The following is a 23820-nucleotide window of genomic DNA, read 5'->3' on the forward strand; positions in this document are numbered from 1 at the left end:
TAAGGCGAAGCCGCCACCCGGCTTTATTTATGGTTAACGTGCTTGAGCTTTAGGTTGGCGATCCCCGATCGGTAGCGCTGTTCGAGGGTCTCGCGGTTGGTGGCGGTCACCTCCAGATCGCGCAGCAGGCCGTCGTGAATACCATAGGCCCACCCGTGGATAGTGACCTTCTGCCCTCGCTTCCAGGCTGACTGCATGATGGTGGAGTGGCCAAGGTTATACACCTGCTCCATCACGTTAAGTTCGCAAAGCGTATCTAAACGGCGTTCCGGCACCATTTCTCCCAGCAGTGAGCTATGTTTGAACCAGATGTCGCGGATATGCAGCAGCCAGTTATCAATGAGTCCCAGCTCGGTGTTTTCCACCGCCGCCTGCACGCCGCCGCAACCATAATGGCCGCAAATAATAATATGTTCGACCTCCAGCACGTCGACCGCATATTGCACAACGGAGAGACAGTTGAGATCGGTATGAATGACCAGGTTTGCCACGTTACGATGAACAAACAGTTCGCCAGGCTCAAGGCCTGTCAACCGCTCGGCGGGGACCCGGCTGTCGGAACACCCAATCCACAAAAAACGCGGTTTTTGTGCCAACGCCAGCTTTTCAAAGAAACCCGAATCCTCTTCTACCAGCATTTTTGACCATAGTGCATTGTTGCTGATGAGTGTATCTATGTCATTCATGGACGTTAGCGGCCTGTAACCAAGTAATTGCGTTGCGCTAATATAGGGCAACAAGATGTTTATTGAAACCCACACAACCTGTGGCAGAACTATAGGTAAAATTATTTAATGACAATCGCACTGGAGCTTGAGCAGCTTAAAAAAGTCTACCCGGGCGGCGTCCAGGCGCTGCGCGGCATCGACCTGCAAGTGGAGGCTGGGGATTTTTATGCCCTGCTGGGGCCAAACGGCGCGGGAAAATCGACGACTATTGGCATCATTAGTTCCCTCGTCAATAAATCCTCCGGCAAGGTAACGGTATTTGGCTACGATCTGGAAAAAGATGTGGTCAACGCCAAACGCCAACTGGGGCTGGTGCCGCAGGAGTTTAACTTCAACCCGTTTGAGACGGTGCAGCAGATCGTCGTAAACCAGGCGGGTTACTACGGCGTGGAGCGTAAAGAGGCGGTTGCCCGCAGCGAAAAATACCTTAAGCAGCTCGATCTGTGGGAAAAACGTAACGAACGCGCGCGGATGCTCTCGGGCGGGATGAAACGACGCCTGATGATCGCTCGCGCGCTGATGCATGAACCCAAGCTATTGATCCTTGATGAGCCTACGGCAGGCGTGGATATCGAACTGCGCCGCTCCATGTGGGGCTTTTTGAAAGATCTCAACGACAAAGGCACCACGATCATCCTCACCACCCACTACCTGGAAGAGGCGGAGATGCTCTGCCGCAATATCGGCATTATTCAGCGCGGCGAGCTGGTGGAAAATACCTCCATGAAAAACCTGCTTGCCAAGCTTAAGTCGGAGACTTTTATCCTCGATCTGGCGTCAAAAAGCCCGCTGCCGAAGCTGGAGGGTTATCAGTACCGGCTGGTGGATACCTCCACGCTGGAGGTGGAAGTGCTGCGAGAGCAGGGGATTAACAGCGTGTTTGCCCAGCTGAGCGCCCAGGGCATTCAGGTGCTGAGTATGCGTAATAAAGCTAACCGACTGGAAGAACTCTTTGTTTCGCTGGTCAATGATAAACAAGGGGATCAGGCATGATGCATCTCTATTGGGTGGCGCTGAAAAGTATCTGGGCCAAAGAGATAAACCGTTTTATGCGTATCTGGGTGCAGACGCTGGTGCCACCGGTTATCACCATGACGCTCTATTTTATTATCTTCGGTAACCTGATCGGCTCCCGTATAGGTGAAATGCACGGTTTTAGCTATATGCAGTTTATCGTGCCGGGGCTGATTATGATGGCGGTTATCACCAACGCCTACGCTAACGTCGCCTCCTCTTTCTTCAGCGCCAAATTCCAGCGCAACATAGAAGAGCTGCTGGTGGCGCCGGTGCCGACGCACGTTATTATCGCCGGCTATGTGGGCGGCGGCGTGGCGCGCGCCCTCTGTGTGGGGATTCTGGTAACGGCGGTTTCGCTGTTCTTTGTGCCGTTCCAGGTTCACTCCTGGCTGTTCATCGCGCTGACGTTACTGCTGACGGCGATTTTGTTCTCGCTGGCCGGTCTGCTGAACGCGGTGTTTGCTAAAACCTTTGACGATATCAGCCTCATCCCGACCTTTGTGCTGACGCCGCTGACCTATCTCGGCGGGGTTTTTTACTCCCTGACCCTGCTGCCGCCCTTCTGGCAGGCGCTGTCGCACCTGAATCCGATCGTCTACATGATCAGCGGATTCCGTTTCGGTTTCCTCGGCATTAGCGATGTGCCGCTGGTGACGACCGTTGGCGTGCTGGTGGTCTTTATCGTCGCGTTTTATCTGCTGTGCTGGTATCTGATCCAGCGTGGACGCGGGCTGCGTAGTTAATTTTCCCTTCCCCCGGCGGCGTCTGCGCCGGGGATAAGCCGCTTTTCTTTGACTGCTATCACCGATATTTTCTTGTCACTCCGTTAAACTACTCTCCTGCTAAGGAGGGCGTTTATGTTGGGATGGGTGATCACCTGTCATGATGACGAAGCACAGGAGATGCTGCTGAAACTTGAGGCCCGGTTTGGGCCGCTGGCGCAGTGTCGGGCGGTAAATTACTGGCGCGGGCTGAGCACCAATATGCTTAGCCGGATGATGTGTGATGCGCTGCACGAAACCGATTCTGGCGACGGTGTGATTTTCCTCACCGATAAGTCCGGCGCGGCGCCCTATCGCGCTGCTGCGCTGATGAGCCATAAGCATGACCGCTGCGAGGTCATTTCCGGTATTAGTTTCCCCTTACTCGAACAGATGTATCCCTTGCGTGACAGGCTCGCCAGCGCTGAATTTCGCGGGGCGATCGTCAGCCGTGGCGGTTCCGGGGTGAGCAGCCTGTGGCATCAGCAGCAAAAGAATCCACCGTTTGTCCTGCTGCATGATCTGTATAAGTATTAAACATTGGTATTCATGGCGCTTTTGTTACAATGCGCTCAGTTTTCACGTATCGCTGTAGATGCCATGTTTATGCGCTTTCTGTTCCTCCTGCTGCTGGTCTCCGGCAGCGCATTTGCCAGTCTGATCGGCCAGCAGGGCGTTCCTGCTCAGTATATGCAAACCACCGAAGATGCGGCTATCTGGGCGCAGGTCGGTAATCATGTGGTAAACGTCGGCAATATTCGGGCAGGGCAGATTGTTGCCGTGGCGCCCATCGCGGCGGAGTATTATGAGTTTCGCTTCGGGTTTGGTACGGGCTTTATTGATAAGGGGCACCTGGAAGCGGTCCGGGGCAAACAGCGAATTGAGGACAGCCTGGGCGATCTTAAAAAGCCGCTCAGTAACCAGAATCTGATCACCTGGAAAGATACCCCTGTCTACAACGCCCCCGACAGCGGCAGCGCGCTGTTCGGGACGCTAAGCGCCAACCTGCGCTACCCCATCCTGAGCAAGCTTAAGGATAGGCTGAACCAGTCCTGGTATCAGATCCGCATCGGCAACCGGCTGGCATGGATCAGTAGTCTGGACGCGCAGGAGGATAACGGCATTCCGGTGCTGACCTATCATCATATCCTTCGCGATGAAGAGAATACCCGTTTTCGGCATACCTCCACGACCACCAGCGTGCGCGCCTTCAGTAACCAGATGACCTGGCTGCGGGATCAGGGCTATGCCACCCTGACGATGGCCCAGCTCGAAGGCTATGTGCGTAATAAAATGAATCTGCCCGCGCGGGCGGTGGTGATTACTTTTGACGATGGGCTGAAGTCGGTAAGCCGCTACGCCTGGCCGATTCTGAAGGCGTATGGCTTTCACGCCACCGCGTTTATTATCTCTTCCCGCATTAAGCGGCATCCGCAAAAATGGGACCCAAAATCGCTGCAGTTCATGAGCGTTTCGGAGCTGAAAAAGATCCAGGATGTATTTGAGATTCAGTCGCATACCCATTTTCTGCATCGCGTGGATCGCCACAAACACCCCATTTTGTTAAGCCGCAGCTATCACGTTATTTTATTTGATTATGAGCGCTCGCGCCGGGCGCTGAGCCAGTTTAATCCGCATGTGCTTTACCTCTCCTATCCTTTTGGCGGGTATGACGGTAAAGCGATAAAAGCGGCAAATGACGCCGGATTCCATATGGCGGTGACCACGGTAAAAGGGAAGGTGAAGCCGGGGGATAATCCGTTCTTACTGAAACGGTTGTATATCTTAAGAACGGACTCGCTGGAGACCATGTCGCGGCTGATCAGTAATCAGCCGCGGGGGTAATGATTAATCGTAGGAAAGGGTAAACACGCCGGTGGCTTTAAACGAACCCGGTTTCACTGCGTTTCCATTTGCTACCAGCTGGGCAACATAATGAATTTGCTTCGATTCAGGCGTTTGGTAATCCGTTATGACATAGGATGAATTCGGATTATTCGGCAAGAGTTGAGAGGTTCCGTTATACATTATTCTCACACCTGCTCCCTCTGCGCCGGACGAAAGCGTATTACCAAGAAGATCATTATTTTTTCCGGTTAGCTTTGAGGTGGTGAGTTTGGTTGTGATATTTGCCACACCGGTACAATTGCTTAAGCTAATGGAAAAAGGGATATCCTTAACCCGATTGTTTTTAATGTCTGAAACATAATATTCTCCCAGGTTAACATTATTAGTACCATCCGATAGCATGGCCATGTCGCAGGTTGGAAGAACGATCGGGATCTGGAATGAGTCCTCGTTGACCATAAATGTCCATGGTTGGTTGTCACTATCATTTGGATTACCAATACCCATTTTACCCAGAGTGCCGGGTTTGGGTCTGATTGAGGTTTCTTTGTTCGGGTTGCCTCTGTAACCTTCATCAATATAAATTTGAACTGAGGTGTTTATCCATTTTTCATCCCAGGGGTCAGATTTTCCAGAGGAGGCAACGGTAGTCCAGCCAGTAGTATTCATAGCGAAGTAACCACCCATGCCTCCAGTGCTTTCTGCGGTGTGCACCCTTACGGAATAATAAATCCCCGGAATATTTGTTTCAAACATAGCCCTGCCATAACTACTCCCCATTAGCAAGGTCGGGTTTGTTTGTGACACGAGGTTAAAACCATCGTTCCCTGCACCACATTTGGCCTGAATGCCCGGTGTCAGGTTAACGTTAAAAAGAGTACTGGCGTAGTTACCCGGAGGGGGAAGACGTACGGTGCCACCTGAGTATTCGGAATTGATCAGCGTGGTTGTGCCGCCTTTTCCATTATTCATTTGGCACTCCCCTGCCCAGCAGGAGTGGCTGAGGGTAAATAACACGCTCGCCATGGCAAACGCCATTGTGCCTTTCACGTTGAAACCCTGTCTTATAAAGTTGAACATTCTCATCCTTTTTCCTGTTCTGATTATTATTCGTAAGTGACGTCAACCAATACTTTACTGGTAACGACACCACCAGCCACTACGCCAATATTTTGATATCGGGCATAGAACTGATAATCCGTTAAAAATGCAGTATCCTGATCGCTTACGTCATAAGTGATTTTTGACGTGCCGTCGTTGTTTAAAACATTCTTTTTATATTTTTCAGAGAAAACGACGACGCCGACATTTTTTGCCGCGCCTGCGGCGGTATCATCACTTTTGAAAACCTGATTTTGTCCTGGCCAGAAACCCGACTGCGGCGAAAAGCTAAAACTCAGCTTTTTAGCCGTACCGCTGTCTCCATAGCAATCATCTACATGGATCTTAAAAGGCGTACCGCCTGCATCATCGGTTGCAGTAAAACGATCGCTACCATCCGGGTTATAAAACCAACTGCGCATCGCATTGGGGAGATAAATTTCGCCGTCATTTTCCACGGTCATCTTACAGGTGCTATTAACAATGTTAGCGGTAATATTTACCTCTAATCCTGAGCTTGCCTGGCTTACGCCAGGCAAGATGCCACCAGCCAAGCCCATAAGCAACACAAGACCGGGCTGGTATAAAATAAACGGTGATTGTTGCATACTGGTTCCTGGTATTATGGATAAGCGATAGTAAACGTGACTGGCGCTGTAACCGCCCCCGCGCCTACATCAGCAATGGTTTGGCCTTGCCCGATAACGATACGTGAATTCATCGGGAATTCACCGGTACCATCAGTAATAGTGACATCCTTAGCAGCCGGAGGCGTGTTACAGCTCATAAGCTCGCCAGTATCGACAACACCCGACCAGATCTCAAAGCCCGTTGCTAAGCCGCCAGAGTAAGAATCACCCGTCTTGTTGACGCCACTGCATTCACCACCAGCGCCTTTCGCAGCGGACACCGTTGCCTTAGTTACTCCAGAACAGTTGGTGAAACTAATCTTGAGCGGCTCGACACGGGTTTTGTTCACCAGATCGGATTTGTATACGTCGCCGAAAGCAATTTCAGTGGACGCTGTGCCTGCATCGTTAAGTACTTTTGCGGTACATGTGCCTGATACAATTTTTGATTTAATCGTTAATTCGACACTAGGGGTGCCTGTAATTGCTGCGCTTGCCATTCCCGAGAACAGAAGGGCAGAAACGGACAGGGCGATAAAAGTAGAATTGAATTTCATAATGTTGCTCCGTTTTCCTGCACTAATCACTCGTAGCTAAATTCAAAGGTCGCCACGGCCTGAAAATCACCTATGGTCATCCTGTTTTCCTGTGTTTCACGTAAGGTGGCCACCAGAGCAACTTCCTTATTCTGGATTTCTGTCGGACTCCAGACCAGGCGCTCTGTATCCACGGTAGAGTTAATGATAAAAGGAGCATTTGGTGAATCGGCTCTAGCAATTTCGGCCGCAGAGTAATCAGCGCCACCGTTAGTTTTTGCAATCTGATTAATAAGGCCGCTAGCTAAATAACCAGATTTAGTTCCTTTTACGGTTGTTTTTAGCGAGGTCAGTGATGCCGGGCATTCAACGAGCACAATTTTGAAATTGGCATTTGCCGTTCCGGCTTTGACATCATCTAAACGTACCTGACCGTTATTACCGATAGTCAGCGTTTGCTGCGTATCTGAACCCGTACCGCCGACCAGTTTCATATCGCAGGTGGTTTCGCGGATATTGGCAGTAAAGTTAACATTGAGATCGGCTGCCGCAGCAGAACCTGACATCGCTAACATTGCTAATGCGATCAATGAATAACCGCAATGATTTTTCTTCATTTTATTTCCCATGGGTGTGATTCCCTGTTTTAACATCATTACATTTGGCACTGCTGATTACTCAGAATCGTGGTTAAGCCTGCTTTCTTCGCATTTTCAGGAATCTGATAATGCACCGTGCAAGAGCTGGATCCATCGCTTCCCCATACCACCCGGAGAGCGCCTTTGTCTTCCACACCGCGTACATAAGCTTGTCCTGCCTGGCCTACCGTTCCGATAGATTCGTTTTTCTCATTCAGAACGTCAGCACCTAGCGGAATAAAGCCGTTATCAGAACGTTGTAATTCCATAACAAGCGAACGGCCTTCGTCCGTTTCAAAATTGACTAATACGACGGAACCATTGCGAGGTACGGCGACGGCGCTGGTATTTTTTATTTCGACGTCCGCTTCGAGGGTGCTGATATCAAGTGATACGCGGTTTTCGCGGTAGGCAGACATATATGGCATGATCCCATATCCGGCGCTGTTAATCCGGCTTTGACCATAACCCAGGCGGGCCCCCGTTGCGCCGCTTGCTTTTACCAATGCCAGTGAATCTGTTTCACCGATACTGCCTGCTGTAATGACGACACCACCGGAGTGGAGCACCATCCCGCCGCTGTAGCTGGCGGAATATTGTTTGCTATTGTCATCACCAAAGGATGCCGAGAGCCCAAGAGGACCATAAGGACTGTTCCAGGAGCTGTAGCCGCTGACCTGGTTCAAATTGCCGTAGTTACCGCCGCTTGAGGATGCGCTGACGGAATAACTTACTTCATTATTTTGGGCGTTACCGCTTGCCGTTGAGTTAAAGCTGGTACCGCCTTTAAAATCGGAGCGCAGGCTCATGTTGACATTGTCAAAGCCGCCAGACTGCGTGCTCTTTTTATCAAACAGGTTGAACGGGATGCTGACGTTCAGATAAACGCTGTCATCCTTTTCCCCCGATTCATCGTAAGTTCGTTGTAGCGAAACGCTGTAACTACCGTAAGTAAAGCTGTTGTTGTAGCCTATGCTATAGTCTGACGTAGAGCTGCTATCGTTCCAGTAATCCTGCCAGGTGCCGCTAATATAGAGTGAGCCATACTCTTCCCCGCTTAGGGTTAACGGCTGGTTCAGGCTAACCTGTATCTGGTTTTTGGTGCGCTGATAGTCATCATAAAGCTCGGCATTATTCTCATAGGCGCGGTTGCCGTATTCCTCATTATGAATACTGTCCTGTAAAGAGGCGGCATCGTTCAGGCTGAGATAATCTTCGGTTGAGAAGCGATAAGCCGCTACGTTAAGGGATGTATTAGTGGCTTCCACCATTTTGCTGTAGGAGAGACGATAGCTCTGACCTTTTAGCGTGCCCAGTCCGTTAATATCGGCCCTGGACTGGGTGACATCAAATGCAAATGCGCCGATACCGGTATTCATTGCCAGGCCAAGCAGACCAGCGTAGAAATCCATATCGGTATACTGCGCGCCAACGTAACCGGTAAAGGTATTATTGATGCCATACGCATAGGTTGCGTAGCCGACGTTTGGCTTGTCATGCAGCGAATCATCATTCAGCTCGCCCATACCGATATCCCAGCGGCTTGAACCAGGGCGTAGCATTTGCGTAATGGATGAGAAAGGGACGGTAAACGTTCGTTTGCTTCCGTCGGCTTCCTCGATGGTGACGATTAAATCGTTGCCATAGCCTGTGGTGCTGAGATCGTTGATCTCAAATGCTCCCGGCGGGACGGTCGTTTCGTAAATCTTGTTGCCGCTTTGCGTTACGCTGACTTTGGCGTTGCTGTTTGCTACGCCGCGAATGAGAGGCGCATAGCCTGAAGTGCCTTGCGGAAGCATACGGTCATCGTTATATATCCGCGCGCCGCGCAGGTTTACCGAGTCAAAAATGTCGCCGCGGGTAAAGGAATCGCCCAGCACCAGCTGCGCCTTCAGCGGGGTGATATCGCGCTGAAGATAGATATCCTGGCTCGAATAGTGAGAACCATTACCGCTATCCCAGTTAAGATTGCCGCGAGACCGTAAACGCCATGGCCCCATATTCAGACCATAGTGCAGCCCGGCATAGGCGGTATCGGCGCTCGTTCCGTCAGATTCACTGTGCCAGGTATTAAGATCATAAGAGAGTAATCCAGCCGGGACGCCGTCTTCCCATAAAGAGGGATCGACATATCCTGCCGGAAATTTAAGGATATAAATCTGCGGGAAATTAAGATCCATCTCCTGCTTGCTGCTGTCAAAATTAGCAGAAGCGCCCGGATAGTATTGCTTAATGTTTACGCAGGCGGTTTCGTCATCCGCGGCATTGTTATCCAACGCGCTGGTATCTATACCATTCTGTGACAGGATACGTTTCGTCAGACATGCCGTTGCACGTGGCGTCTTATTATCAATGAACGTTATCTCAACGGTGGATTTTGAGTTGCCATTTACATTCACTTTTACACGATAGGTACCCGGCAGGACCGGGTTGCCGTAAGCATAACGATCCACATTGATACTTCCACCATTACCGATAAGGAATTGATCGTTAAACTCAACAGCCGATTCGGATTCAGAAGCGGAGTCGACAGTTTTTTTTTCAATCTCGCTGGCATACAGGGGCAATGCTGCGCAGATAGCGAGACATAAAATTGAACGTTGAAATAACATGCTTCATCCAGACAAGTCGCCGTTTGAACGCTTCGCAGCATCGCAGACGTTTTATATTTATAATATGACGGTTTGGTAATAACTTAATTTACGTTAGCTTCGAAAGAATCGGATCCGCCATTGTCGTTTATGGTTTCGTAAACAACAGAACCAGCAGCGTGATTACTTAATCCTTTTACCTGCATGGTTTGCGTACTAAACGGTAAAATAGATTTATGATCCACCTGGTACGTTTTTCCTGCGGATTTCAGCGTTACGTTGGCGACCGAGACGTTATAAGGGGAATCATTGCGCGCCACCAGGCTCCAGCCACTATCTTGTTTTTGCTGCGACCAGGTTACTTTGGCTGCTGCTTCTCCCGGCGTGCCTTTCAGGCCTTCAGGACGGAAAAAGAGCTTAATACGCGTACGAAACGCCAACTGAAGCTGGTTTGGACTTTCACCCTCTTTCGGTTTGGATTTCGGTGGGATCTCGAGTACGTTGAACCAGAATAAAGATTCACGATCCTGAGGTAATTGGCCTCCAAGATAAGCTATACGAACGGATTGGCCTTTCTGCGGATCAATTCTGGATACGGGCGGCGTAATGATAAAAGGTAATTTTAATTCTTGCGGGTTGGTTTCATCACGGCCATCATCCAGCCATGCCTGTACCAATAACGGTTTCTTGCCCCGATTATCCAGGGAAACAACCACATCTTTCTGTGATTGCGGATAAACGATACGTGTTCCCGATATAACGATATCTGCGCTAGCCTGGAAAGAGGTAAATAGGGCAGCGGTGAAGCAGGCTACTTTTAATCCCTGATAAAATGATGTGCTTAACATTTTCCACTTCCTGTTGGAATGAGATGAACAATCCCCCAACAGTTGTCAGGGGACAGATCGTACTATTTAGACTATGTTCTAAAAATTAGTTGTAGATCATAGTGAAAGCAGCTTGCGCCTGGACAACGCCCGCAGTGACCGGATTGCTGGTCTTGTCCCAGTTCTGACCCTGAGTGTAAGCTACGCGGTAGTACAGTGCGCCTGCGCCAGTGGCGTCAATCGTGGCTTTCTGAGTGTTGTTTACCTGATCGATTTTAATCTGATCGGTCGCGGAGTTACCGTCGTTCGACAGAACCAGGTTTACGTTTTTAGCCGCGCCCTGGGTATTTGTAGGAGGAACCAGCAGACCGCCAGAGGTGGAAGTAGAACCCGCCCAGGAATCGAACTGAGCAGAAGCCTGCTGCACAGTCGCAGCATCGCAGCCGGTCAGGGTCAAAGAGAATTTCTTTTCGCCCAGGGTGCTGCTGGTGCTCAGTGCGTTAGAGAAATCTTTTACAAACACGGTATCCAGGTTAACGTCAAAGTCGTTACCGTCCTGGTCAATTTTCTGATCAAGGGAAACTTTACAAGTATTATTAGAAACCATACCGTGAAAAGTGATGGTGCCTGTATCTGAAGGAACATCCTCAGCCATAGCAGAACCCGTAGACAGAACTGTTGCCATCGCAATTGCCAAACCATATTTTCTAAAAGTCATGTAAATATCCATATTAAATTTTAAATAATGCTTACCAGTAGTGTTTTTTGAAATTAAATTTCAACGAGGATTATATTGATGTTTTTTTCTAAAGGTAGCGATCAATCATTATTTAAACTTAAAGATAATTTAAGCCAGGATAAAACATTGATGAATTAAATAGATGAGTGTGTAAAAGGCTGGGGGAATTAATTTATTGAAATTTTATATTAATTAATATGACCCATTATCGATTCATATTACAATAACGGGCCATTATCCGATGCAATATCAGGCAACCTGTACCGGAATAGCTTTTGCCGTCCGTTTCATTTCGTTGTCGCCCTCGAAATAAGCAACTTTCGGCTGCCAGCGGCGCGCTTCTTCGTCAGACATCATCACGAAGCTGGCGATAATAACGATATCGCCCACGTTCGCGCAGTGTGCCGCCGCGCCGTTGACGGAGATAATTTTAGAGCCGCGCTCTGCAGCAATCGCATAGGTGGAGAAGCGCTTACCGTTATTAACGTTCCAGATATCGATAGCTTCATTTTCCAGAATACCGGCGGCGTCCAGAAAATCCTGGTCAATCGCGCAGGAGCCTTCATAGTGCAGGTCAGCCTGAGTCACTTTCACACGGTGAAGCTTACCTTGCAGCATTTTGCGAATCATACTCTTACTCTTCATGCGTGGCCCCCTCAGCAATAAGGGGGCGGGGTGAGGGGAGATCTCCCCACGTTACAATGGACGCAGTATTGCCTGTTTTTTAACCGGCGTCTACTGCCCCAGCTCAATCACTTTATTATCGATAAGGCGGGCCTGGCCGAGCCATGCGGCAACCAGAATTACCGCCCGTTTGCTGGCATCCGTCAGCTCAAGCAGCGTATCGGCGTCGCGGATCTGCACGTCATCAGCGCGCAGCCCTTTTTCATTCAGCGCCTGTTCCGCGAGGGCGATAATCTCCTCGCTCGCCTGTTCGCCAGATTTCAGCTGTTCCGCCATCGCGTTCATGACCTGGCTGAGCGCCGGAGCGATTTTCCGCTGCTCAGGGGTGAGATAGCCGTTACGGGAGCTGAGCGCCAGACCATCTTTGGCGCGCACGATCGGTACGCCGACGATCTCAATGTCGTAGCCCATATCGGCCACCATTTTGCGGATCAGCGCCAGCTGCTGAAAATCTTTCTCGCCGAAGCAGGCGATGTCCGGCTGCACCAGGTTAAAGAGCTTGCTGACGATGGTCGACACGCCGCGAAAATGGCCCGGACGGCTGGCCCCTTCGAGGATGGTGGAGATCCCCGGCACGTCAACGTAGGTGGCGCTTTCCGTCCCCTGCGGATAGATATCGGCAGGCGCCGGGCAAAAGACAAAGTCCACGTGGCGTTTGTTGAGCTTTTCGCAATCTTCCTGCAGGGTGCGAGGATAACACGCCAGATCGTCCGCACGGTCAAACTGCATAGGGTTTACGAAAATACTCACCACGACCAGGTCGGCGCGGGCCTTCGCCTCGTCAACCAGCTTCATATGGCCGTCGTGCAGGTTGCCCATCGTCGGCACCAGCGCGATACGCTGACCTTCCTGGCGCGCGCGGCGGATGTGCTGGCGCAGCAGGGGCAGGGTTTCAATGATTAGCACAAGGAGACTCCTTAATGGAAACTGTGTTCTTCACCCGGATAAATACCGGATTCAACCTCGGCAATATACTGCCTGACCGCCGCGCGCATGTCGCCCGCCTCGTTCAGGAAATTTTTCGCAAATTTAGGAATGTGTCCGCCGGTGATGCCGAAGGCGTCGTGCATCACCAGTATCTGGCCGTCGGTGACGTTGCCCGCGCCGATGCCGATCACCGGAATGGTCAGCGCCTCGGTAATGCGCTTCGCCAGCTCAACCGGTACGCACTCCAGCACCAGCAGCTGCGCGCCCGCAGCCTGGATCGCCAGCGCATCGTCAAACAGCGCCTGCGCCGCATCACCGCGACCCTGGACTTTATAGCCGCCAAAGATATTAACCGACTGAGGGGTCAGCCCTAAGTGACCGCAGACCGGCACCGCGCGCTCGGTCAACATTCTTACGGTCTCTGCCAGCCAGGCGCCGCCCTCGATTTTGACCATATTGGCTCCCGCGCGCATCACCACGGCGGCGTTTTCGAACGCCTGCTCAGGCGTGGCATAACCCATAAAGGGAAGATCGGCGAGCACCAGCGCGTTAGGCGCGCCGCGACGAACCGCGCGCGTATGGTAGGCGATATCCTCTACCGTCACCGGCAGGGTGGAGTCATGTCCTTGTACCGTCATCCCTAACGAATCTCCCACCAGCATGACGTTTATGCCCTCTTCGGCGAAGAGCTTTGCAAAGCTAAAGTCATAGGCCGTGATAGTGGCGAAGCGTCTCTTTTCCTGTTTGCACTTTTGCAGAGAGGAGAGGGTGGTTGGTTTCATAATATTTCCTGATAGCCCAAGCGAATCTTTGCGCATTCTATCAGTAACATTTGGGGGAACAATGATTTTAGGCAATCGATTAACCACAAAATATTAATGGCTAAACGTGCTGAAACAAAATTACCAGAGGGCGGGTTTATCAGCGTTAAGCTGCTGGAGAATATCCTTCAACGTTTCGCCGTCAGGAAAGATAAGTTGAGGGGCGATTTCAAACAGCGGCCAGAGCATAAAGCCACGGTTTTTCATATCGTAATGGGGAATGGTGAGGCGATCGGTATGAATGACCTCGTTGCCAAAGAGCATAATGTCGAGGTCGAGCGTGCGGGGACCCCAGCGTTCAGCCTTACGCACGCGCCCCTGCTGCAGTTCGATACGCTGGGTATGATTCAGCAGCGTTTCGGCATCCAGGGCGGTCTCCAGCGCCACGGCGGCGTTGAGATAGTCGGGCTGATCCTGCGGGCCGAGCGGCGGGGTGCGGTAATAAGCCGAAACGGCAATGACCCGGCTCTGTGGGATCTCGCCCAGCGCCTGTACGGCAGCGTTGACCTGCTCCAGCGGAGAGGCCAGGTTGCTGCCGATGGCGATATAAGCGAAGGTCATGCGGAGCCTTCGCGGCGTGGCGCGCGCTTGCGCGGACGACGGTGGCGACGGCGCGGGGCTGGATCCTCGTCCAGACCGGTGAGCATATCTTTCTGCTCCGGCGGGGCAGAGACCTGAAACTCGCCCCACCATTTCGCCAGCTTCTGCAGCTCGGCGTTGTTCTCTACTTCGGCGCGCAGCGCCAGCAGATCGTAAGCGGCGCGGAATTTCGGATGTTCCATCAGCTTCCAGGCGCGTTTACCCTGACGGCGCGACATGCGCAGCTGCAGCTGCCAGATATCGCGTACCAGGGTGGTAATGCGTTTTGGAATCGCCAGCGTACGACAGGCTTCATCCAGCACATCGTTGGCCGCCAGCGCAAAGGCGTCGTAGTAGGCCAGCCCGCTCTCCTGGGCGATTTTCTGCGCCGTTTCCAGCAGGGGATACCAGAACATCGCCGCAAATAAAAACGCCGGATTAACGCGCATATCGTTATGAATACGGGTGTCGGTGTTTTTAAAGACCTGATTGATAATCCGCTCCATCGGGCTGTCGCCTCTTTCGGTGAAGTAGCGGACAATCGTCGGGAACAGAGGCTGGAAAAGGCTGTATTCGCGCAGGAGCTTATAGGTATCAAAACCGTAGCCCGCCTGCAGCAGTTTGAGCGACTCTTCAAAGAGGCGCGCCGGTGGCACGTCGTTGATAAGCGTTGCCAGACGCGGGATCGGTTCGGCGGTTTCCTCGCTGATCCGCATATTCAGCTTGGCGGCAAAGCGGACCGCACGCAGCATCCGCACCGGATCTTCCCGGTAACGCGTTTCGGGATCCCCGATCAGGCGAATCACCCCTTCCCGCAGATCCTTCATGCCACCCACGTAGTCACGCACCGTAAAATCGGCCACGCTGTAGTAAAGGCTGTTGATGGTGAAGTCGCGGCGCTGGGCATCTTCTTCGATAGAGCCGAAGATATTATCGCGCAGCAGCATACCGTTCTGACCGCGCTGGGAGGTTGTGCGATCGCTCGGAGAGCCGTCGTGGTGGCCGCGGAAGGTGGCGACTTCTATAATTTCTGGCCCAAACATGACATGGGCAAGACGGAAACGGCGGCCCACCAGGCGGCAGTTGCGGAAGAGCTTGCGCACCTGTTCGGGCGTGGCGTTAGTCGTCACGTCGAAATCTTTTGGTTTTTTGCCAAGCAATAAATCACGCACCCCACCGCCGACGAGATAGGCCTCGTAGCCAGCTTTATTCAGACGATAGAGCACCTTGAGGGCATTTTCACTGATATCTTTGCGGGAAATATTGTGCTGCTCACGCGGGATCACAGACATGTGTGACTGAGCCACGGCGTCCTGCGCCATGCTCTCTTCGCGGCTTAACACCTTACGGCAAAAATTAGCGACTCGGGTAAAAATAGTACACCTCGTAGTGTGTTTCGTTATAAAAAAAGCGGCTAATCATAGCTCAGCGAGACGCGTTTGAGAATGCTGGATTTTCGGGACCTGCAATAACGACCAGTTATCGACCGCCATTTTTAGTAGCGCGTCAACGGATAAATCGTGCCATTCGCGTGTGACATTCTGATTGAGAAAACGTAGCGCGTCGATCAAAACGGGCCGCGGATCGCCCTGCGGCAGGGCAGGCGCATGGTTCTGCTTGGAGAGCTTATTGCCCTCACTGTTCAGCGCCAGCGGCAAATGGATATACGCCGGGGGCTGCCAGCCGAACTGCTGGTAAAGCGAAATCTGCCGCACCGTGGGCTCAATCAGATCGGCCCCGCGCACAATTTCCGTAATTCCCTGAAAATGGTCATCGACCACCACCGCCAGATTATAAGCAAACAGCCCGTCACGGCGATGAATAATAAAATCTTCGCGCGCCAGCCTTTCATCGGCGTGAATTTCGCCCAGCAGCCGATCGTGAAACCGCATTACCGGCTTACGCTGCAACAGGCGCACGGCGGCGTTCTCCGGGCCGTGGTGGAGCGTACGGCAGTGGCCGTCATAGACGCCGCCCACGCTCTGTATCCGCGCCCGGGTACAGGTACAGTAGTAAGAAAGGCCCTGTTCATGCAGCCACGCCAGACGTTCGCGGTAGGCGTCATGACGCTGCGACTGCCAGAGCACGTCGCCGTCCCAGTAAAGACCGTAATGTTCCAGCTGACGCAGAATCGTCTCTGCCGCACCGGGAACTTCACGCGGGGGATCGATATCTTCAATACGAACGCGCCAGATACCCTGATTCGCCCGGGCCTGCAGATAGCTGCCAAGCGCGGCGACAAGCGATCCGAAGTGCAGCTCGCCCGACGGGGATGGCGCAAAGCGTCCGATATAGTGTGGCATGGTAGTGATCAATAAAGTAATAAGGCGGGAATCTCTCCCGCCTTTGCGATCGTGATGACCGAACCGGTCTTAACCCGCCATCTGTTTTTCGCGGATTTCAGCCAGCGTTTTGCAGTCGATGCAGAGATCGGCTGTCGGACGCGCTTCCAGGCGACGGATACCGATTTCAACACCGCAGGATTCGCAGTAGCCAAAATCTTCATCCTCAACCTTTTTCAGCGTTTTCTCGATCTTTTTAATAAGCTTGCGCTCGCGATCGCGGTTACGCAGTTCAAGGCTGAACTCTTCTTCCTGGGCGGCACGGTCTACCGGATCCGGGAAGTTTGCTGCTTCGTCCTGCATATGAGTAACGGTGCGATCGACTTCGTCCCTGAGTTGATTACGCCATGCTTCAAGAATACGCTTGAAGTGCGACAGCTGGGCTTCGTTCATATACTCTTCGCCCGGCTTCTCTTGATATGGCTCCACCCCAGCGATGGCGAGAATACTCAGGGACGATGTTTTACGGTTTTGCCCTTCTTGCATGTTGCTTCTCCTTAACACGCACTATCGATCCCCATGTTGGGGGAAAAATCAGGTCGCTATAAATAGCAGATGCTTTTCCGTATGGCAATTATCTAAACGTAACACTTGACAAGCCTGTGAGGAAAAGCGTATTTACGCCCGCGGCCAGAACACTAAATAATCAACCATCTACCCCTTATTATAACAAGACGGGAATAGATTCATTCAGAGTTATACCTGTGGCAGAAAGTTCCGCTTTGTAGGCCAGTACCTCCACCCCCTGCGTCTGTGCCTCATTCAACAGTTGTGCGTATTTTGAGTCAATGTGACGGGCAGGGGAAAATCGACTGATTGCCGAATGAAGTACGGCAAACAGTATTACGGCACGCTGGCCCGCCGCCGCAACGCTTATCAACTCTCGCAGATGCTTTTGGCCGCGTAGCGTCACCGCATCAGGAAAGTATCCCTGGTCGCGATCCGCTAACGTTGCGGATTTCACTTCAATATAGCACTCAGGTCGTCCCGGCGCCTGTAACATAAAGTCAATTCTGCTGCCCTCGGCGCCATATTTTACCTCACCTTTCAGGGCGCTATAGCCAGTCAGTTCCGCAATCCTCCCCGCGGCAATCGCCTCTTTCACCAGCGGGTTCGCACGCAGCGTATTCACGCAAATAAACGCCCCTTCCCGGGTTTCGGTTATCTCCCAGGTGTGGGGATATTTGCGCGTCGCGCTTTGGGAAGTGGAGTACCAGACCGTATCGCCCGGCGTCGCGCAGCCGGTCATGGCGCCGGTATTGGGGCAGTGGATGGTCAATGCTTCTCCCTCGGGGGTGATGACATCGGCTAGAAAGCGCTTATAGCGCTGAATAAGCGTGGCGGGCTTAAGCGGTGGGTCAAATATCATCATCTTTCCTTGTAAAACTACCCAGCGGCCAGCGCTGAAGCGGGATATAGCGGGTGCGGCCGCGTTCGAAAACAGACTCAAAAAGGGTAAATTCCGTCACCGGCAGCGACCAGCCAAAGCCCGGCGGGGGCAGGGCGACGGCATGGCTGGCATGGCGCAGCAGGGTGACATGCGGATGAAACGGCTGCGGGCTTTGATAGCAGCCGCTTCGCGCCGCCTGCGCGCGCAGCAGGTTAGCCAGCTGGAGCAGGCCGCGCGGCGGCTGGCGGGGGCCGAGCCAGACCACGCGGGAGCGCAGCCAGTGCCCGGCGTCGTCCAGCGTTAGCGTAAACCCCGGCTGGCGAATACGTCCCGCCAGCTCCGCCAGGGCGCGCCCCTTTTCCGCGCTTACTTCGCCCAAAAAGGCCAGCGTCAGGTGAAGGCTGGCGGCGGCGATCGGTCGACCCGCGTCGGGAGCAAAGTTATCGGCGCGCCAGCGGATAATCTTACGCTGCAGAGGGGAGGGGATCTCAAGGGCAAAGAACAGACGTTTCGACTCGGGCATACGGAGGACTCGGTAAAGGAATGTGCCGATGCTACAATGTATGCCGGATAAAGTTAACCCTCTGGAGCTGTTCGTGACCTCACTGCCGGTTGCCGCCGTACTTCCCGATCTTCTTGCCGCCTTACGCCACGCCCCCCAGGTTTTACTGAATGCCCCCACCGGCGCCGGTAAGTCGACCTGGCTGCCGCTGCAGATCCTGCACTCTGGCGTCGTGACCGGCAAAATTATCCTGCTGGAGCCGCGCAGGCTGGCGGCGCGTAACGTGGCGCAACGTCTGGCCGAACTGCTCCATGAAAAGCCCGGGGATACCGTTGGCTACCGGATGCGCGCGGAGAGCTGCGTTGGGCCTGCGACCCGGCTGGAGGTGGTGACGGAGGGGATCCTGACCCGTATGCTGCAAAGCGATCCTGAGCTGAGCGGGGTAGGGCTGGTGATCCTCGACGAGTTCCACGAGCGCAGCCTGCAGGCGGATCTCGCCCTGGCGCTGCTGCTTGACGTGCAGCAGGGGCTGCGGGACGACCTGCGGTTGCTGATCATGTCGGCCACGCTCGACAACGATCGCCTGCGCCAGCGGCTGCCCGACGCCCCGGTGATCGCCTCTGAGGGGCGTGCCTTTCCCGTTGAACGTCGCTGGCAGCCGCTGGCTCCCCATCAGCGCTTTGACGAAGCGGTTGCCGCGGCGACCGCCGAACTGCTGCGCCAGGAGAGTGGCTCGCTGCTGCTTTTCCTGCCCGGCGTCGGCGAAATCCAGCGCGTGCAGACGCAGCTTCTCTCCCGCGTGGGCAGCGATGTGCTGCTCTGTCCGCTCTATGGCGCCCTGCCCCTCAGCGAGCAGCGTAAGGCGATCCTTCCCGCCCCACAAGGCCAGCGCAAGGTAGTGCTGGCAACCAACATAGCGGAAACCAGCCTGACCATCGAGGGCATCCGCCTGGTGGTGGATTCGGCGCAGGAGCGGGTCGCCAGCTACGATCCGCGTACCGGCCTGACCCGGCTGCTGACCCAGCGCATCAGTCAGGCGTCGATGATCCAGCGCGCGGGCCGCGCCGGGCGTCTTGAGCCGGGGATCTGCCTGCATCTTACCAGCGCCGAACAGGCGGAACGCGCCGCCGCCCAGAGCCTGCCTGAAATTGTCCAGAGCGATCTCTGCGGGCTGGTGATGGAGCTGCTGCAGTGGGGCTGCCCCGATCCGTCGCAGCTCCTCTGGCTCGATCCGCCGCCTGCGGTCAATCTGGATGCGGCGCGCCGTCTTTTAACGCAGCTTGGCGCGCTGGAAGGGGAGCGGCTCAGCGCGCGCGGGCAGAAGATGGCGACGCTGGGCAGTGAACCGCGTCTGGCGGCCATGCTGGTGGCGGCAGAAACCAGCGACGATATCGCAACGGCGGCGAAACTGGCGGCTATCCTTGAGGAGCCGCCGCGCGGCAACAGCGATCTGGCGGGTGCCTTTGCGCGCACTATGCCGAACTGGCAGCATCGCGCGCAGCAGCTGGTGAAGCGGCTCGGCAGCCGGGGCGGTTCGCCGGACGCCGGGCGGATCCCCTTTCTGCTGGCGCAGGGCTATCCGGACCGCATCGCCCGCCGGCGCGGGCTGGACGGGCGCTATCAGTTAGCCAACGGCATGGGGGCGATGCTGGACGCAGACGACGCGCTGACGCGTCATGAGTGGCTTATCGCGCCGCTGCTGTTGCAGGGGAGCCAGTCGCCGGACGCCCGCATCCTGCAGGCCGTGGCGACAGACGTAGAGGCGCTGGCGCAGGCCTGCCCGCAGCTGGTCCAGCAATCAGACACGGTAGAGTGGGACGAGGCGCAGGGGACGCTCAGGGCGTTTCGCCGCGCGCAAATCGGACGGCTTACCCTTAGCGTGAAGCCGCTGGCGAAGCCCTCGGAGGAGGAGCTGCATCGGGCAATGCTTAACGGCATTCGCGAGAAAGGGCTCAGCGTGCTTAACTGGACGCCACAGGCGGAACAGTATCGCCTGCGTCTGCACTGTGCCACGCGCTGGCTTCCGGAGCTGAGCTGGCCTGCCGTTGACGATGAGGCGCTGCTGGCGACGCTGGAGAGCTGGCTGCTGCCGCAGATGCAGGGCGTACACTCGCTGCGGGCGCTGAAGGCGCTGGACGTTAAGGAAGCGTTACAAAACTTACTCGACTGGTCGCTACGTCAACGGCTGGATAGTGAGTTGCCCACGCATTACACTGTGCCCACCGGCAGCCGGATTGCCATTCGTTATCATGAAGATAATCCGCCTGCGCTGGCGGTGCGGATGCAGGAGATGTTTGGCGAGGCGGTGACGCCGTCGATAGCGCAGGGGCGGGTGCCGCTGGTGCTGGAGCTGCTCTCCCCCGCCCATCGGCCGCTGCAGATCACACGCGATTTAGGCGCGTTCTGGGCAGGCAGTTACCGGGAGGTGCAAAAAGAGATGAAGGGACGCTATCCGAAACATGTCTGGCCGGACGATCCGGCGCATGCCGCGCCGACGCGGCGGACAAAGAACTATTCTGCCAGATAGCGCTACGCTTATCAGGTATAAACACAGCTGAAAATTGAGAGATTTCTTCTGGCGGCTTTGGCTGTCAGAACTGAAAATCAGGCCTTTGCGCCAGAACGTTGCGGAGATAAAGCATGGCGGGGAATGACCGCGAGCCGATAGGACGAAAGGGGAGACCCGCGCGTCCGGCAAAAGAGAAAGTAAGTCGTCGCCTCAGAGATGAGGACTACGACGATGACTATGACGATGAGGAGAGAAAGCCTGCGCGCCGTAAAAAAGGTGGCAAAGGGGGGAAACCTCGCGGCAAACGTGGCTGGTTCTGGCTGCTGCTGAAGCTGTTCATCGTCTTTGTGGTATTACTGGCGATCTACGGTGTCTATCTCGATCAGAAGATCCGCAGCCGCATTGACGGTAAAGTCTGGCAGCTGCCTGCGGCGGTCTATGGTCGCATGGTCAACCTTGAGCCGGATATGCCCATCACCAAGAAAGAGATGGTGACCCTGCTGGAGGCGACCCAGTATCGTCAGGTGACGAGGATGACCCGCCCGGGTGAATTTACCGTGCAGGCGAACAGCATCGAGATGATCCGCCGTCCGTTTGACTTCCCGGACAGCAAAGAGGGGCAGGTGCGCGCGCGCCTCACCTTTGATGGCGATCGTCTGGAAACCATTGAGAACATGGACAACAACCGCCAGTTCGGTTTCTTCCGTCTCGATCCGCGCCTCATTACCATGCTCTCCTCGCCCAACGGCGAGCAGCGTTTGTTTGTAGCGCGTAACGGCTTCCCGGATCTGCTGGTGGATACCCTGCTGGCGACCGAGGACCGGCACTTCTACGAGCACGATGGCGTGAGCTTCTACTCCATTGGCCGCGCGGTGCTGGCGAACCTCACCGCCGGGCGCACGGTGCAGGGGGCGAGTACGCTCACCCAGCAGCTGGTCAAAAACCTCTTCCTCTCCAGCGAACGCTCCTACTGGCGTAAGGCCAACGAAGCCTACATGGCGCTGCTGATGGATGCCCGCTACAGCAAGGATCGTATTCTTGAGCTCTACATGAACGAGGTCTACCTCGGGCAGAGCGGCGATAACGAGATCCGCGGCTTCCCGCTGGCGAGCCTCTACTACTTTGGCCGTCCGGTGGAAGAGCTGAGCCTCGACCAGCAGGCGCTGCTGGTGGGCATGGTGAAGGGGGCGTCCATCTACAACCCGTGGCGCAACCCGAAGCTGGCGCTGGAGCGTCGCAATCTGGTGCTGCGTCTGTTGCAGCAGCAGAAGATTATCGACCAGGAGCTGTATGATATGCTCAGCGCCCGTCCGCTGGGCGTGCAGCCGCGCGGCGGGGTGATCTCGCCGCAGCCTGCCTTTATGCAGATGGTGCGTCAGGAGCTGCAGGCGAAGCTGGGCGATAAGGTAAAAGATCTCTCCGGCGTGAAGATCTTCACCACCTTCGACTCCGTGGCTCAGGACGCGGCGGAGAAGGCGGCGGTGGAAGGTATTCCGGCGCTGAAGAAACAGCGTAAGCTGAAAGATCTGGAAACCGCGATGGTGGTCGTTGACCGCTTCAGCGGCGAGGTCCGGGCGATGGTCGGCGGCGCGGAGCCGCAGTATGCGGGCTACAACCGCGCCATGCAGGCGCGCCGTTCGATTGGCTCGCTGGCGAAACCGGCGACCTATCTTACCGCCTTAAGCCTGCCGAACCAGTATCGACTGAATACCTGGATCGCCGATGCGCCGCTCGCCCTGCGTCAGCCAAACGGCCAGGTCTGGTCGCCGCAGAACGACGATCATCAGTTCAGCGGGCAGGTGATGCTGGTGGATGCGCTGACCCGTTCCATGAACGTGCCGACGGTAAACCTGGGTATGGCGCTGGGCCTGCCCGCGATTACCGATACCTGGCAGAAGCTTGGTGTGGACAGAAAGCAGCTGCATCCGGTTCCGGCCATGATTCTCGGCGCCCTGAACCTGACGCCGATTGAAGTGGCGCAGGCGTTCCAGACTATCGCCAGCGGCGGTAACCGGGCGCCGCTCTCCGCGCTGCGTTCGGTGATTGCCGAGGATGGCAAAGTGCTCTATCAGAGCTACCCGCAGGCGGAGCGCGCGGTACCGGCGCAGGCGGCCTACATGACGCTATGGACCATGCAGCAGGTTGTGCAGCGCGGCACCGGCCGTCAGCTTGGGGCGAAGTATCCGGGCCTGCATCTGGCAGGGAAAACCGGCACCACCAACAACAACGTGGACACCTGGTTTGCGGGCATTGATGGCCGTGAAGTGGTGATCACCTGGGTGGGTCGCGACAACAACCAGCCGACGAAGCTCTACGGCGCCAGCGGGGCAATGTCCCTCTATCAGCGTTATCTGGCGAACCAGTCGCCGGTGCCGCTGGATCTGACGCCGCCGGAAGATGTCGTCAATATGGGTATTGACGGGATGGGTAACTTTGTCTGCGGCGGCGGCGTGCGTACGCTGCCTGTCTGGACCACCAACCCCGATTCGCTCTGCCAGCAGAGCCAGCCGGAACAGCCTTCGGGCAATCCGTTTGAGCAGTCCCCTGAGCCTTCGCAGCAGCAGCAACAGCAACAGCAGCAGCCAGCTCAGAAGCAGGAGAGCGACGGCGTCGCGGGCTGGATCAAGGATATGTTCGGCGGTAACTAACGC

At 54.8% G+C, this 23820-nt stretch carries 23 protein-coding genes; 6 read left to right on the top strand and 17 right to left on the bottom strand.

What is annotated here, in order from left to right:
• Positions 1 to 23: 23 nt before the first annotated feature.
• On the bottom strand, positions 24 to 686 hold the full coding sequence (gene can / locus BN3796_RS08985; RefSeq protein WP_061708023.1) for a carbonate dehydratase: 663 nt from the start codon (positions 684 to 686) through the stop codon (positions 24 to 26).
• Positions 687 to 794: 108 nt separating this feature from the next.
• On the opposite strand from can, the gene BN3796_RS08990 reads away from it, so the two are divergent.
• From BN3796_RS08990 to BN3796_RS09005, 4 genes are all read left to right on the top strand, one after another.
• On the top strand, positions 795 to 1721 hold the full coding sequence (locus tag BN3796_RS08990; protein ID WP_061708024.1) for an ABC transporter ATP-binding protein: 927 nt from the start codon (positions 795 to 797) through the stop codon (positions 1719 to 1721).
• Positions 1718 to 2488: an ABC transporter permease gene (locus BN3796_RS08995; RefSeq protein WP_061708025.1), complete on the top strand. Its 771-nt coding sequence runs from the start codon at positions 1718 to 1720 to the stop codon at positions 2486 to 2488. The genes BN3796_RS08990 and BN3796_RS08995 overlap by 4 nt, the downstream gene beginning before the upstream one ends.
• A gap of 114 nt (positions 2489 to 2602) precedes the next feature.
• Entirely contained in the window at positions 2603 to 3043 is a 441-nt protein-coding gene (locus tag BN3796_RS09000; RefSeq protein ID WP_061708026.1) for a PTS sugar transporter subunit IIA, read from the top strand.
• Positions 3044 to 3106: 63 nt separating this feature from the next.
• Entirely contained in the window at positions 3107 to 4351 is a 1245-nt protein-coding gene (locus BN3796_RS09005) for a polysaccharide deacetylase family protein (RefSeq protein ID WP_061708027.1), read from the top strand.
• Between the two features lie 3 nt (positions 4352 to 4354).
• Here the strand turns inward: BN3796_RS09005 and BN3796_RS20575 are convergent, their stop codons facing one another.
• From BN3796_RS20575 to thpR, 16 genes are all read right to left on the bottom strand, one after another.
• Positions 4355 to 5440, bottom strand: coding sequence for a fimbrial protein (locus BN3796_RS20575; RefSeq protein WP_061708028.1), 1086 nt, complete (start codon positions 5438 to 5440; stop codon positions 4355 to 4357).
• Between the two features lie 20 nt (positions 5441 to 5460).
• A complete protein-coding gene (locus tag BN3796_RS09015) occupies positions 5461 to 6063 on the bottom strand; it encodes a fimbrial-like protein (protein WP_061708029.1) in 603 nt (200 codons plus the stop codon).
• A 14-nt stretch (positions 6064 to 6077) separates the two neighbouring features.
• Complete coding sequence (locus tag BN3796_RS09020) at positions 6078 to 6641, bottom strand: fimbrial protein (RefSeq protein ID WP_023299346.1); 564 nt, start codon at positions 6639 to 6641, stop codon at positions 6078 to 6080.
• Positions 6642 to 6667: 26 nt separating this feature from the next.
• Positions 6668 to 7237, bottom strand: a complete 570-nt coding sequence (locus tag BN3796_RS09025; protein ID WP_061708829.1) for a fimbrial protein — start codon at positions 7235 to 7237, stop codon at positions 6668 to 6670.
• Positions 7238 to 7275: 38 nt separating this feature from the next.
• Positions 7276 to 9870 (bottom strand): outer membrane usher protein, encoded by a 2595-nt coding sequence (locus tag BN3796_RS09030; protein ID WP_061708030.1) that lies wholly within the window; start codon positions 9868 to 9870, stop codon positions 7276 to 7278.
• 83 nt (positions 9871 to 9953) lie between these two features.
• Positions 9954 to 10697, bottom strand: coding sequence for a fimbrial chaperone (locus BN3796_RS09035; protein WP_061708031.1), 744 nt, complete (start codon positions 10695 to 10697; stop codon positions 9954 to 9956).
• A gap of 85 nt (positions 10698 to 10782) precedes the next feature.
• Complete coding sequence (locus BN3796_RS09040; RefSeq protein ID WP_061708032.1) at positions 10783 to 11394, bottom strand: fimbrial protein; 612 nt, start codon at positions 11392 to 11394, stop codon at positions 10783 to 10785.
• 270 nt (positions 11395 to 11664) lie between these two features.
• Positions 11665 to 12045 (bottom strand): aspartate 1-decarboxylase, encoded by a 381-nt coding sequence (panD, locus tag BN3796_RS09045; protein WP_061708033.1) that lies wholly within the window; start codon positions 12043 to 12045, stop codon positions 11665 to 11667.
• A gap of 105 nt (positions 12046 to 12150) precedes the next feature.
• A complete protein-coding gene (gene panC / locus BN3796_RS09050; protein WP_061708034.1) occupies positions 12151 to 13005 on the bottom strand; it encodes a pantoate--beta-alanine ligase in 855 nt (284 codons plus the stop codon).
• An 11-nt stretch (positions 13006 to 13016) separates the two neighbouring features.
• Positions 13017 to 13808 (bottom strand): 3-methyl-2-oxobutanoate hydroxymethyltransferase, encoded by a 792-nt coding sequence (gene panB, locus BN3796_RS09055; RefSeq protein ID WP_061708035.1) that lies wholly within the window; start codon positions 13806 to 13808, stop codon positions 13017 to 13019.
• A 120-nt stretch (positions 13809 to 13928) separates the two neighbouring features.
• Positions 13929 to 14408, bottom strand: a complete 480-nt coding sequence (folK, locus tag BN3796_RS09060) for a 2-amino-4-hydroxy-6-hydroxymethyldihydropteridine diphosphokinase (RefSeq protein WP_061708036.1) — start codon at positions 14406 to 14408, stop codon at positions 13929 to 13931.
• Entirely contained in the window at positions 14405 to 15802 is a 1398-nt protein-coding gene (pcnB, locus tag BN3796_RS09065) for a polynucleotide adenylyltransferase PcnB (protein WP_073885163.1), read from the bottom strand. Before pcnB ends, folK begins: the two co-directional genes overlap by 4 nt.
• Positions 15803 to 15844: 42 nt before the next feature.
• Positions 15845 to 16729, bottom strand: a complete 885-nt coding sequence (gene gluQRS / locus BN3796_RS09070) for a tRNA glutamyl-Q(34) synthetase GluQRS (RefSeq protein WP_061708038.1) — start codon at positions 16727 to 16729, stop codon at positions 15845 to 15847.
• A gap of 69 nt (positions 16730 to 16798) precedes the next feature.
• Positions 16799 to 17254, bottom strand: a complete 456-nt coding sequence (dksA, locus tag BN3796_RS09075; RefSeq protein WP_001155232.1) for an RNA polymerase-binding protein DksA — start codon at positions 17252 to 17254, stop codon at positions 16799 to 16801.
• A gap of 178 nt (positions 17255 to 17432) precedes the next feature.
• Positions 17433 to 18137 carry a DNA/RNA nuclease SfsA gene (gene sfsA / locus BN3796_RS09080; protein WP_061708039.1) on the bottom strand — a complete coding sequence of 235 codons (705 nt, stop codon included), beginning with the start codon at positions 18135 to 18137 and terminating at the stop codon, positions 17433 to 17435.
• Positions 18127 to 18681, bottom strand: coding sequence for an RNA 2',3'-cyclic phosphodiesterase (gene thpR / locus BN3796_RS09085; protein ID WP_061708040.1), 555 nt, complete (start codon positions 18679 to 18681; stop codon positions 18127 to 18129). The genes sfsA and thpR overlap by 11 nt, the downstream gene beginning before the upstream one ends.
• Positions 18682 to 18754: 73 nt before the next feature.
• On the opposite strand from thpR, the gene hrpB reads away from it, so the two are divergent.
• Both hrpB and mrcB read left to right on the top strand, forming a co-directional pair.
• The gene (hrpB, locus tag BN3796_RS09090) at positions 18755 to 21187 is read left to right on the top strand and encodes an ATP-dependent helicase HrpB (protein ID WP_061708830.1); all 2433 of its coding nucleotides are present in this window, start codon (positions 18755 to 18757) and stop codon (positions 21185 to 21187) included.
• 113 nt (positions 21188 to 21300) lie between these two features.
• A complete protein-coding gene (mrcB, locus tag BN3796_RS09095; protein ID WP_061708041.1) occupies positions 21301 to 23817 on the top strand; it encodes a bifunctional glycosyl transferase/transpeptidase in 2517 nt (838 codons plus the stop codon).
• The last annotated feature ends 3 nt before the right edge of the window (positions 23818 to 23820 follow it).

Source organism: Pseudenterobacter timonensis, from assembly GCF_900021175.1.
Taxonomy (GTDB): domain Bacteria; phylum Pseudomonadota; class Gammaproteobacteria; order Enterobacterales; family Enterobacteriaceae; genus Enterobacter; species Enterobacter timonensis.